Source organism: Polaribacter sp. YIW18, assembly GCF_057219325.1.
Map to the genome: position 1 here is coordinate 190,904 of NZ_JBXVVE010000005.1, position 13,320 is coordinate 204,223.

The following is a 13,320-nucleotide window of genomic DNA, read 5'->3' on the forward strand; positions in this document are numbered from 1 at the left end:
TTATCTTTGTATTAGGCAATTATTATTATAATGTTAAGTAATACCTTTTTATTAACTTTTTATTAATTTTAAGAAAACAGTAGCACAAAGTCATATATCTATATTTGTTATAATCTTTTAAAGATTTTTAGTCATTTTAATTTATTAGTTTTTGACGACTATTTAAATGACAGGCTGCCTTAAATAAGGCAGCTTTTTTTGTTTTAATAATATTGCATTAACATTACCTTAACATGTTTGTTAGTTATTTGCAACGTCAAAAATTAATAAATTATGAATTTAAAATCGATACTTATATCTATAAGTATAATTGTAATGGTATGTTTAAATACCTATGCTCAAAAATCAAATGCACCTAAGTTTGGAAAAGGCTTGTTTAACCTAGTTGGAAAAGATAGTACTTGGACTATGAAAATAGGTGCAAGATTTCAAACATTAGCAATTGCTGGTTGGGATGCAGAAAACGGATTATCAAATCCTTATTCTTCTATGTTAATTAGAAGATCTCGTTTAAAGTTTGATGGTTGGGCTTTTTCACCCAAATTAAAATATAAACTAGAGTTGGGTTTATCTAATAGAGATAAATCTGGCGCTTCTTACTATACACATGATGCACCAAGACAAATTTTAGATGCCGTTTTAAAATGGAATTTTTCTGGAAACTGGGTTGTTTGGTTAGGTCAAACAAAATTACCAGGTAACAGAGAACGTGTAATTTCTTCTGGAGATTTACAAATGGTAGATCGTTCTTTACTAAATAGTAGATTTACTATTGATAGAGATATAGGTGTACAGTTAAGGCACAAATTTAAATTGTCTGATAAATTTTTAATAAAACATATTTATGCAATTTCACAAGGTGAAGGTAGAAATATTACAAGAGGAAACCAAGGTGGATATCAATACACAGCAAGAGTAGAATTATTTCCTTTTGGAGATTTTACTGGAAAGGGAGATTATAAAGGAAGTGATTTAAAATTTGAACCAACACCAAAACTATCTTTGGCTTTTAACTACGATTTAAATAATGATGCTTCTAAAACACGAAGTAATCAAGGTTCTTATATGTATATAGATGGCACATCAGAAGGTTCTGGTGCAGCATTTTATCAAACAGACATTACCACATTTTACATAGATGCTATGTACAAGCACAAAGGTTTTTCTTTTATGGGAGAATATGCTTATAGAGATGCAGCAGACCCATTTTCAAAAAACTCTGATGGTTCTCTAACAGGAGATGTTGTACAAGTAGGGAATGGTTTAAATTTACAAACAGGTTATTTACTTTCTAAAACAGTTGAGCTTTCAGCGCGTTATACAAATATTACTTTCGATCAAAATATTACTGGTAAAGGTGCAGAAAACATGTATACTCTAGGATTATCTAAATATATTGTTGGTCATAAATTAAAAGTACAAACAGATGTAAGCTATACAGATATTGGTTTTAAAACCAATCAACTAATGTATAGATTTCAGGTAGATATTCATTTTTAAAATATTAAATTATATAACATAAAGGTAACATTTGAAACAAAAAGTGTTACTAATTTTGCAAAACTAAATTTTAAGAAAAAATGGGAGATCCATATATTTTAATGCTTGTTGCTTTAGCTGTTTTAGCTATTGTAGATCTTGTAGTTGGTGTTAGTAATGATGCCGTTAACTTTTTAAATTCAGCCATTGGCTCTAAAGCAATTTCTGTAAAGAAAATTATGATTATTGCTAGTTTAGGAGTCTTCTTTGGTGCAATTACCTCTAGTGGTATGATGGAAGTTGCAAGAAAAGGAATTTTTAACCCTAGTATGTTCATGTTTCAAGACATCATGTTCATTTTTATGGCAGTTATGATTACAGATATCTTATTATTAGATATTTTTAACTCTTTAGGAATGCCAACCTCTACCACAGTTTCTATTGTTTTTGAATTGTTAGGTGCTGCAGTTTGTATTTCATTATTAAAGATCTCTGCAAACGATGCACATTCATTAGGTGATATTTGGAATTATATCAACCATAAAAAAGCCATACAAATTATTAACGGAATTTTACTCTCTGTAGTAGTTGCTTTTTCTGTTGGTGCTATTGTTCAATTTATTTCTAGATTAATTTATTCTTTTAATTTTGAAAAAAGAGCAACCTATATTAATGCACTTTTTGGTGGTTTTGCAATTACTGCAATTACCTACTTTATCATTATCAAAGGTTTAAAAGGAACTCCTTTTTATAGTAATATAAAATTTTTAATTGAAGGAAATACGGTTACAATTATAGCTGCAAGTTTTGTAGCATGGTCTTTGATTTCTCAACTTTTAATTCAGGCTTTTAAAATTAATATTTTAAAGTTAATTATTGGAGTTGGTACGTTTTCTTTAGCAATGGCTTTTTCAGGTAACGACTTGGTAAACTTTGTGGGTGTACCAATTGCTGCATGGAATTCTTACCAAGCCTGGGAAATTTCTGGTGTTGCTGCAGACTCATTTTCTATGGGTATTTTAGCAAAGAAAGTGCCTTCTAATGTTTGGTTATTATTAATTGCTGGTGCTATTATGGTAGTTACTTTATGGACATCTAGTAAAGCGCAAAACGTAATAAAAACAGGAATTGATTTATCTAGACAAGGAGAAGGGCATGAAAAATTTAAACCAAACCCATTATCTAGAATCGTTGTTAGAGCATCTATGTCTATAAATAAGGGCATTAGTTATATTGTACCAAAAAAGACATTAGTATTTATAGATTCTAAATTTCAAAAACCAGTTATAGATTTACCAAAATCTAAAACTTACGAGTTACCTGCTTTCGATTTAGTTAGAGCTGCTGTAAACTTAATTGTTGCTGGTATTTTAATATCTATTGCAACTTCTATGAAACTACCACTTTCTACAACTTATGTAACTTTTATGGTGGCTATGGGTACTTCTTTAGCAGATAGAGCTTGGGGTCGTGAAAGTGCTGTATATAGAGTTGCAGGTGTAATTAATGTAATTGGTGGCTGGTTTTTGACTGCTATAACTGCCTTTTTAGCTGCTGCTATTGTGGCATACTTAATTAGTTGGGATATGGTAATGATTCCGATTTTATTAGCTGTTGTTGCGATATTAATTGGTAGAAATACTTTAATACACAGAAATAAAAGCAAAGAAGTTAAAAAACAAGAATACATAGAAAGAGCTGAATTAATTACTATAAACGGAGTTATAGAAGAGAGTGCTGACCATATTGCAGAAGTTGCAACACGTATTAATAAATTATACACAAATGTGGTTAATGACCTGTCAAATCATGATTTAAATAAACTGCGCAAAACAGATAAGCACGTTGGAAAGTTAAATGATGAAATTGATGGTTTAAAAGATGGTGTGTTCTATTTTATAAAATCTTTAGATGAAACTTCTGTACAAGCTAGTAGATTTTATATTATGGTATTGGGTTATTTACAAGATGTAGCACAATCTATTAGTTATATTTCTAGAGCAAGTTACAAGCATGTAAATAACAATCATAAAAACTTAAAGAAAGGACAATTAAAAGATTTAAAACATATAGACGAGGATTTATCTGATCTTTTAAACAGAGTGTCAGAAATTTTTGAAAACAGAACTTTCGATAATTTAAACGATATTTTAATAGAGAAACAAGAATTGTTTGTAAAAGTTTCTAGCTCTGTAGAAAATCAAGTTGCAAGAATTAGAACCGATGAAACAAGTCCTAAAAACACAACCTTGTATTTTAGTGTATTATTAGAAACTAAAGATTTAGTGAGTGCTTTAATGAACTTATTACAGACTTACGAAGAGTTTCATTTAACCACAAAACAATAAAACTTTAGTATATATCTTTATAAAAGCCAGTAAATTATTTTACTGGTTTTTTTATTAGAACCAAAATCCTAAATTAAATAAAAGTACGCTTTTATTAATGTCTGGTGTCCATGCATATTTAAGTTCTATAGGCCCAATAAAAGAATTGTAACTGTAACCAATTGCATAGCCAGATTTAACGTTTTTAAACAAGTCTATATCTTTAAAAACATTGTCTTCTAACCTTGCATAATTGGCTATCACAGAAAAATAATGTTTTGGGTAAAACTGGTATCTTAAATTAAATTCTGATTTTAGAAAAGAAGCACCAGACAATTCTGCAAACTCATAACCATAAAGAGACACAAAATTATTAATGTAATTTTGATTGTTTCCTCCTAGAAAAAAATCGAAAGTAGAAGAAGCTACTTGTTTGAAAGAAAAACCAGCTTCATTTGTAGTATGTAAGGTTAAATTGTCTGTAAAAGAAGTTGCAAAACCAAGGGTACCTTTTGCCTGCGGATACATTTCGAAATCGTTATTAAAATCTGAAGACCATAAATAATATTTAAACGCTAAGTCTGCATAAAATCCTTTGGTTACAAAATAGCTTTTATCATAGGTATCTAGTTTTAAATAACCTGAAACGTTAAAATAATTACTATTGTCTGATATATTTTTATCGTCTAAATCTGTAATATTATCTGTTGCTGCTTTTATTCTTTTTAATTCGGTTTTTAATCCTACAGCAAATTTTCTGTTAAAGGTAGTTTGTACAAAAAATTGATTTGTTAAATCAGAATATCGTAAACTAATACTGTTAATATCTGGTGATGAAGCCTCTTCAAATGGTACTTGAGATCTAAAGTGATTATACCTAGACCTAAAGCCATAACTAAAGTAAAATCCATTATCTACAAAATAGTTTAAATCGTAACGTAAATTATCACCTAAAATTAAATTTAGAGAAAACAAATCGTTTTTACCCAGCAACCCTTTATGATTATAATTTGCCAATAAACTAGACTTGTACAAATAATCGTAATGCAGGCCTAATTTTATGTTGGCAGTTTCGTCAGACTCATTCAATTTAAAGTTTAGCAAATAGCTACCATCTGTTTTTTTTATAAGGTTGTACTCTATTTTGTTATAATTTCGGGTTGCAGAAAGTAAATATATTTTTTTTGTTAAGTCTTGTCTAGAAAGGCTGTCTCCTTCTATAATATTTAATTTACCAAGCACATAAGCTCTTGTATAATTTTCTATCCCTTCTATGCCAATAGAAGAAATAAGCATTTTTTGGGTGTTAAACTCTATAGGTTCTCTTTCTATTTTTACGGTTTGTTTTGCAGCAATTTCTTCAAAAACTTTTGAGTATTTTTTAGCTTCTAGAATTCCTTTTTCTAAAATTTCATTTTTTTTATCAAAATCTACTACAGAATATTTGTAAATATCTGGGTGAATATAAACATCTAGTTTTTTTATTTCTTGGTCTGTATTTTGATACATTTGATAACTCATAATTTGGTTCAAGAGTGCCACAACAGAGTTAATTTTATCTTTTTCAAACAACCTCCCTTCTACATCTACACCAATAACGATGTCTATGCCTTTGTCTTTCATAATACTTACAGGAAAGTTATTGGCAACGCCACCATCTACCAACAATTTACCTTTATATTCCACAGGGTTTAAGAGTGATGGAAAAGAAGCACTTGCTCTTAAAGCCATAGGTAAAGCACCCTTTTCTAAAATAACGGAAGAACCATCTTCTACATCTGTAGCAATACAAAAAAATGGCGTAGGTAACTTTGTAAAATCTTGATTTCCATCTAAAGGATCGAATAATTCTAATAATAAATTTAACACATTTTGTCCTTTAGAAACACCTCTAGGCAAACCAATTTTACCTTTATTTACAGGTAAGGTAACAAAAGTATTTTCGCCAAATTCTTTTTCAAAAAAAGTTGCGGCTTTTCTAGGAAGTACATCTCTTAGAACTTTTAAAAAATCTGTTTTTAAAATAATTTCTTCTATTTGCTTTGCAGAATAACCCGCAGCATATAAACCACCAATAACAGCACCCATACTTGTGCCTCCTATATAATCTAAATGTATACCCGCTTTGTCTATTTCTTTTAAAACACCAATATGCGCAAAACCTTTTGCACCACCACCACTTAACACCAAACCTACTTTTGGTTGTTTTTGTTGAGAAAAAAGAACTATGGGTATGGTTAGCAGTAATAATATTAATTTTTTCATAGCAGTTTATTTTTTGTCGGGATGATAAAACTGATACACTTTTACAGCTCTAGAATGCCCAATTGCTTCTTTTAAGTCTTTTAGACTGGCTTCTTTTACTCTTTTTGCCGATTTAAATTTACGCAATAAAGTTGTAATCGTCTGTTTGCCAATATCTGGTATTTGTTCTAACTCACTTTGAATGGCAGATTTACTGCGTTTATTTCTATGAAAAGTAATACCAAATCTATGGGCTTCGTTTCGTAAATATTGGGTTATTTTTAAAGTTTCAGATTTTTTATCTAAATACAAAGGAACAGGGTCTCCAGGGTAATAAATTTCTTCTAATCTTTTCGCAATACCAATAATGGCGATTTTACCACGTAAACCCAATCTCTCTAGGGCTTTTAAACCAGATGATAATTGGCCTTTACCACCATCTACAATAATTAATTGTGGCAAAGGTTGATCTTCTGCCAATAAACGTTTGTAACGCCTGTACACTACCTCTTCCATAGAACCAAAATCATCTGGTCCCACTACAGTTTTTATGTTAAAATGTCTGTAATCTTTTTTACTGGGTTTGGCATCTTTAAAAACCACACAAGCAGCTACTGGGTTGGTACCTTGTATGTTCGAGTTATCAAAACACTCTATATGCCTTGGCTCTTCAGACAAACGCAAATCTTTTTTCATCTGTGCCATAATGCGTTTTACATGTCTGTCTGGATCTACAATTTTTATTTGTTTAAATTGTTCTTGTCTGTAATATTTTGCATTTCTTTCAGATAGTTCTACAATTCGTTTTTTATCGCCCAATTTTGGGATGGTTACTTTTACATCATCACCCAAATTTACTTTAAAAGGTACATAAATTTCTGGCGATTGTGAGTTGAATCGTTGTCTAATTTCAACAATAAATAAGGCTAATAATTCTTGATCGGTTTCGTCTAATTTTTTCTTAATTTCTGTAGTATGAGACTGAATGATGCTTCCATTAGAAATTTTTAAAAAGTTGGCATAACCATGGGTTTCATCAGAAATAATAGAAAACACATCTACATTATTTATAGACGGATTTACAATGGTACTTTTTGCTTGATAATTGTTTAGTCTGTCTAATTTTTCTTTAATTTTCTGTGCTTTTTCAAACTCCATATTTTCAGAAAACGCAAACATCATTTTTTTAAAACGGTCTAAACTTTCTTTAAAATTACCTTTAATAATGTTTTTTATTTCTTTGATAGAGTTATTGTAATGTGCCTCTGTTTCTAATCCTTCACAAGGACCATTACAATTGCCTAAATGATGCTCTAAACAAATTTTATATTTGCCTTCGTTAATTTTTTGCGCACTTAAATCGTACTTACAAGTTCTTAACGGATAGAGTTCTTTAATTAAGTCTAATAAAGTTCTTACAGTTCTTACAGAAGTATAAGGCCCAAAATATTCAGAGCCATCTTTAATAACCCTACGAGTTAAAAAAACTCTTGGAAAACGTTCGTTTTTTATACACAACCAAGGGTATGTTTTATCATCTTTTAACAACACATTGTAACGTGGCTTGTACTTTTTTATCAAATTATTTTCTAATAAAAGCGCATCTGTTTCTGTGTTAACTACAATGTGTTTTATATTGGCTATGTTTTTTACTAAAACTCTGGTTTTGCCACTATCGTGTTTTTTAGTAAAATAAGACGAAACACGTTTTTTTAAATTTTTAGCTTTTCCAACATAAATAATTACATCATTTTTATCAAAATATTGGTAAACACCAGGTGTATTGGGTAAGGTTTGTATTTGGATTTCTAAAGATGGTGTCATACCCAAAAGTACTTATTTTTGATTGATAAATTAATCTAATTGCAATTCAAAATCTGTTAAAAAATTGGAATTAGAATTATTTACAACCTCAAAAGCGAAAATAGTAGCGAATTAAAAAAAATTAGAAAGCTTATTAAACTGATTTAGTGCACATCAAAATATTTTACATCTGGATAAATTTTTATCTCAGTTTCTGATATCTTATAGATATTTATTTTTTTAGAAAGTGAATCTTTAAAAACTTCTTTAATGGTCCTAAAAAGTTTATGCAATTTCTTTTTTTTCTTCCTTTGGAAAAGCTTGTTTGCTAAAAATAAAAAGCAAGGCTACACCGATAGTTATATAGGCGTCTGCTGGGTTAAAAATATATTGAAAAAAAGTATATTGTTCTCCACCCTTAAAAGGAATCCATTCTGGTAAGATACCTTGCCAAATAGGAAAATAAAACATGTCTACTACCTTACCATGAAACAGCGTTCCATAAGGTTGGTCTGCAAAAAGGGTTGCTACTTTGTGGTAAGAATCGTCAAAAATAACACCGTAAAAAACAGAATCTATAATATTACCTACGGCACCTGCTAAAATTAAAGCAATTCCTACTACAACTGCACTAGGTACCTTTCTTTTAATAGTACCTACTAGCCAATAAACAATACCTGCAACTGCAACAATTCTAAATAACGTTAAAAAAAGTTTTCCTGCTTTACCACCAAACTCAATACCCATTGCCATTCCGTTATTTTCTGTAAAATGAATTTGAAACCAACTAAAAACCGTTACACTTTCGTTTAAAGAAAAATTAGTTTTTACGTAAATTTTAATTACTTGATCTAAAATTATAGCAATTAATACCGTAAATATGGCAAGTGTCTTTTTTGACATTTTGTAATTTTTTATGGACACAAAAATAACAATATTATTGTGTAGTTAGATAAATATTTGCTTTTTGAGAAATAATTGTGAGTTTAGCCTCTGCACCTAACGCTCTATTTTTATGCTTACTGTTATAAGAAGTATTATCAATTTTAATTTTTCCGTTTTTAGAAACAAGGTCTAAGCTATTTTTTTGTGTTTTTGCATATACATTACCAGAGTATAATTTTAAGAGCGTTTTCTCCCTTACGGTTCCTAATTTTACAATACCATTTTCTATATAAATGGCTAAGTTATTTTTATAGCTTTTAGACTCTATATCTACATTTTCTCCAAAAATAATTGTTTTTTTATTGCTAGGTATTTTTATAATAGCTGTAGCCCTTTGCAATCTTTTGGTGATAAACTTTCTAAAAATTACTTCTCTTGTTTCTGCACCTTCAAAATCGAACTTTATATTTACAAGTTGTTCTTTGTTGTCTATTTTAATTACTTGTTCATCGTAATTTTGGGCATACAGATATACCTCTACAAAATTGGTGTTAGAGTTTTTTAAAACTATATTGTCTAAACCAGTGGTATAAATAGTTATTTCTGAGGCTTCTGTTTCAAATTTTTTTAGGACTTTTTTTTGAGAAAAACCCACAGAAAAAAAACAGAGTAATATGATTGTAAATAAATTTTTCATAAAAAAAGCTTCTTAAAAAAAGAAGCTTTGTATAGTATTTGATTATTTATTGCTTACGTTTAGCCTCTATACTTAAAGTTGCGTGTGGTACAAGTTTTAAACGTTCTTTTTGAATTAATTTACCAGTAACTCTGCAAATACCATAGGTTTTATTTTCTATACGTAAAAGTGCGTTTTTTAAGTCTCTGATAAACTTTTCTTGTCTTATTGCTAATTGTACATTCGCTTCTTTGTTCATAACATCAGAACCTTCATCAAAAGATTTAAAAGTTGGTGATGTATCATCTGTACCATTATTAGCATCATTTTTGTAAGAAGCTTCTAGCAAAGCCAAATCTTCTTGCGCTCTTGCAATTTTTTTATCTATAATTGCTTTAAATTCTTGTAAATCTTCGTCTGAATATTTTAATTTAGCTTCTCCTGACATAGTCTTAGATTTTTTCTATTAATATTTTACTTTTTATATTGTCAAACTCAATATCTGTTCCATTTTCTAGCGTGTCTACAAATGCCAAATTATTGGTAAGTGTTTCGCTCATGATATAGTTTTTGTTTGCAGTTATCGCGTTTTCTAAATTGGAGTCTTTTACAACCAATAATTTAATTTTATCTGTAACTTCTAAACCTGTATCTTTTCTTGCATTCTGAATTCTATTAATCAATTCTCTAGCAATACCTTCTTTACGCAATTCTTCTGTAATGGTAACGTCTAAAGCCACTGTTAATGCGCCTTCATTTGCAACTAACCAACCTTCTATATCTTTAGATGATATTTCTACATCTGACAACTCTAAAGTAATATTTTTTCTGTTAACTATTATAGAAATGTTTTTATCTTTCTCTATTTTGTTAATATCTTCTTGTGTAAACTTTTGTACCTCTGCTGCAATAAAACGCATATCTTTTCCAAATTTAGGACCTAAGGCTTTAAAATTTGGTTTTATTTGCTTTATTAAGATGTCTGAAGCATCTTCCATTAACTGGATTTGTTTAATATTAACCTCGTGCTTAATTAAGTTGGCAACTGCTAGTATTTCTTCTTTTTGTTGAATGTTATCAACAGGAATCATTATTTTTTGCAGTGGCTGACGAACTTTTATTTTTTCTTTGGCTCTTAATGATAATACCAATGAAGAAATTATTTGTGCATTTTCCATTTTACGCTCTAAACTTTTATCTACAAAGTTTTTATCAAAAACAGGAAAATCTGCTAAATGAATACTTTCTGAGGTTTCTTTTTGTGTTACCCCATTTAAATCTTGATACAATCTATCTGTAAAAAATGGCGCAATTGGCGATGCTAATTTTGCAATGGTTAGCATACAAGTATACAAGGTTTGATAGGCAGATATTTTGTCTGTTTCATACGTTCCTTTCCAAAAACGTCTTCTACTTAAACGTACATACCAGTTACTTAAATACTCTTGTGTAAAGTCTGATATAGCTCTTGCAGCTCTTGTTGGTTCGTAATCTGCGTAAAATGTATCTACTTTTTCTATTAAAGTATGTAGTTCAGATAAAATCCATCTGTCTAATTCTGGTCTTTCATGTAAAGCAATGTCTGCTTCTTTGTAAGCAAAACCATCAATATTTGTATATAGAGAGAAAAACGAGTATGTGTTGTATAAAGTTCCAAAAAACTTACGTTTTACTTCTTCTATCCCTTCTAAATCGAATTTTAAATTGTCCCAAGGGTTTGCATTAGAAATCATATACCATCTTGTGGCATCTGCCCCATAGGTAGATAAGGTTGTAAACGGATCTACAGCATTGCCCAAACGTTTAGACATTTTATGTCCGTTTTTATCTAAAACCAATCCGTTAGAAACTACATTTTTATAGGCAACAGAATCAAAAACCATTGTTGCAATTGCGTGTAAAGTATAAAACCAACCACGTGTTTGGTCTACTCCTTCTGCAATAAAATCTGCAGGAAACGATTCGTTACCATCAATTTTATTTTTATTTTCAAAAGGATAATGCCATTGTGCATAAGGCATAGAACCAGAATCGAACCAAACATCTATTAAATCGCTCTCGCGTTTCATTGGTTTTCCTGATGCTGAAACTAGGACAATTTCATCAACAATATTTTTATGTAAATCTATTTTTGCATAGTTTTCATCTGAGTTGTTATCAACCTCAAAGCTTGCAAAAATGTCTTCTCTCATTATTCCTGCGTTTACGGCACGTAGCATTTCTTCTTTTAGTTCTTTTATAGAACCAATACAGATTTCCTCTTTACCATCTTCTGTTCGCCAAATCGGTAATGGAATACCCCAATAACGAGAACGTGATAAATTCCAGTCGTTTGCATTTGCTAACCAGTTACCAAAACGACCAGTTCCTGTAGATTCTGGTTTCCAGTTTATGGTTTTGTTTAAGCTGTGCATTCTATCTTTTACATCTGTTACTTTAATAAACCACGAATCTAATGGATAGTATAAAATAGGTTTGTCTGTTCTCCAACAATTTGGATAACTATGCTTGTATTTTTCTACTTTAAAAGCTTTGTTTTCGGTTTTTAGTTTGATGGCTAATTCTACATCTACCGATTTTTCTGGTGCTTCACCTTCTGCATAGTATTCATTCTTTACGTATTTACCAGCAAACTCGCCCATTTCTGGTCTAAATTTACCTTGTAAATCTACTAAAGGCACCAAATTATCATTTTCATCTTTTACCAATAAAGGTGGTATTTCTGGTGTTGCTTGTTTACAAACCAACGCATCGTCTGCACCAAAAGTTGGTGCTGTGTGTACAATACCTGTACCATCTTCTGTAGTTACAAAATCGCCAGCAATTACTCTAAAGGCATTTTCTGGATTGTCGTTTGGTAAAACATAGTCTAATATTTGTTCGTATTGTATCCCTACTAAATCTTTACCCACAAATTCTTTTACTAGGTAAAAAGGTATTTTTTTATCACCTGCAGTGTATTCTTTTAATGCTTCAGCATTATCAACTTGAACATTATTTTTACCTCCAAATTGTTTACTTACTAAATTTTTAGCCAATACTACTTTTGTAGGTTCAAATGTATATTGATTAAACGTATCTACTAAAACATATTCTATTTTTGGACCAACAGTTAAGGCTGTGTTACTTGGCAAAGTCCAAGGTGTGGTTGTCCAAGCAAGGAAATATATAGTTTCTTCATTTTTTAAAAAATCTGGCAAACTCTTATGAATTGCTTTAAACTGTGCAACTACTGTTGTATCTGTTACATCTTGGTAGGTACCAGGTTGATTTAATTCATGAGAGCTTAACCCTGTACCTGCTTTTGGTGAATATGGCTGAATTGTATAGCCTTTATATATTAAGTTTTTTGTATAGATCTGTTTTAATAACCACCAAACAGATTCCATATATTTGGGTTCATAAGTAATGTATGGATCATCCATATCTACCCAATACCCCATTTTTTGGGTTAAATCGTTCCAAATATCTGTGTAACGCATTACTGCTTTTCTACAAGCTGCATTGTAATCTTCTACAGAGATTTTTTTACCAATATCTTCTTTGGTAATGCCTAGTTCTTTTTCTACACCTAGTTCTATTGGTAAACCATGGGTATCCCAACCAGCTTTTCGCTTTACTTGGTATCCTTTCATGGTTTTGTATCTAGGAAAAATATCTTTTATTGCACGTGCTAAAACATGGTGTACACCTGGTAAACCATTTGCAGAAGGTGGTCCTTCAAAAAAAACATAAGGTTCTTTGCCTTCTCTTGTGCTAACACTTTTTTCGAAAATGTTATTTTCTTCCCAGTAGTTTCGTATTTCTTCTGCTACTTTTGGTAAGTCAAGTCCTTTATATTCAGTAAATTTCGCGCTCATCTTTTCTCTTTTCTAATCAGATTGCGAAATTAATCAATTTATTGAA

At 30.4% G+C, this 13,320-nt stretch carries 8 protein-coding genes; 2 read left to right on the plus strand and 6 right to left on the minus strand.

Going from position 1 to position 13,320, the window contains the following annotated elements; all coding sequences use genetic code 11:
• The first annotated feature begins 273 nt into the window (after positions 1 to 273).
• Both AC2D6T_RS07305 and AC2D6T_RS07310 read left to right on the plus strand, forming a co-directional pair.
• Positions 274 to 1,500, plus strand: coding sequence for a porin (locus AC2D6T_RS07305; protein ID WP_484681030.1), 1,227 nt, complete (start codon positions 274 to 276; stop codon positions 1,498 to 1,500).
• An 80-nt stretch (positions 1,501 to 1,580) separates the two neighbouring features.
• Positions 1,581 to 3,827 (plus strand): inorganic phosphate transporter, encoded by a 2,247-nt coding sequence (locus AC2D6T_RS07310; RefSeq protein WP_484681031.1) that lies wholly within the window; start codon positions 1,581 to 1,583, stop codon positions 3,825 to 3,827.
• A 54-nt stretch (positions 3,828 to 3,881) separates the two neighbouring features.
• On the opposite strand, the gene AC2D6T_RS07315 is transcribed toward AC2D6T_RS07310, so the two are convergent.
• From AC2D6T_RS07315 to ileS, 6 genes are all read right to left on the minus strand, one after another.
• Complete coding sequence (locus tag AC2D6T_RS07315) at positions 3,882 to 6,071, minus strand: patatin-like phospholipase family protein (protein WP_484681032.1); 2,190 nt, start codon at positions 6,069 to 6,071, stop codon at positions 3,882 to 3,884.
• 6 nt (positions 6,072 to 6,077) lie between these two features.
• On the minus strand, positions 6,078 to 7,874 hold the full coding sequence (gene uvrC / locus AC2D6T_RS07320; RefSeq protein WP_484681033.1) for an excinuclease ABC subunit UvrC: 1,797 nt from the start codon (positions 7,872 to 7,874) through the stop codon (positions 6,078 to 6,080).
• A gap of 264 nt (positions 7,875 to 8,138) precedes the next feature.
• Complete coding sequence (locus AC2D6T_RS07325; protein ID WP_347187156.1) at positions 8,139 to 8,756, minus strand: lipoprotein signal peptidase; 618 nt, start codon at positions 8,754 to 8,756, stop codon at positions 8,139 to 8,141.
• 34 nt (positions 8,757 to 8,790) lie between these two features.
• Positions 8,791 to 9,435 carry a hypothetical protein gene (locus tag AC2D6T_RS07330; RefSeq protein WP_438988753.1) on the minus strand — a complete coding sequence of 215 codons (645 nt, stop codon included), beginning with the start codon at positions 9,433 to 9,435 and terminating at the stop codon, positions 8,791 to 8,793.
• 46 nt (positions 9,436 to 9,481) lie between these two features.
• Positions 9,482 to 9,862, minus strand: a complete 381-nt coding sequence (locus AC2D6T_RS07335; protein ID WP_347186275.1) for a TraR/DksA family transcriptional regulator — start codon at positions 9,860 to 9,862, stop codon at positions 9,482 to 9,484.
• 4 nt (positions 9,863 to 9,866) lie between these two features.
• The gene (ileS, locus tag AC2D6T_RS07340) at positions 9,867 to 13,274 is read right to left on the minus strand and encodes an isoleucine--tRNA ligase (RefSeq protein ID WP_484681034.1); all 3,408 of its coding nucleotides are present in this window, start codon (positions 13,272 to 13,274) and stop codon (positions 9,867 to 9,869) included.
• Positions 13,275 to 13,320 lie beyond the last annotated feature (46 nt).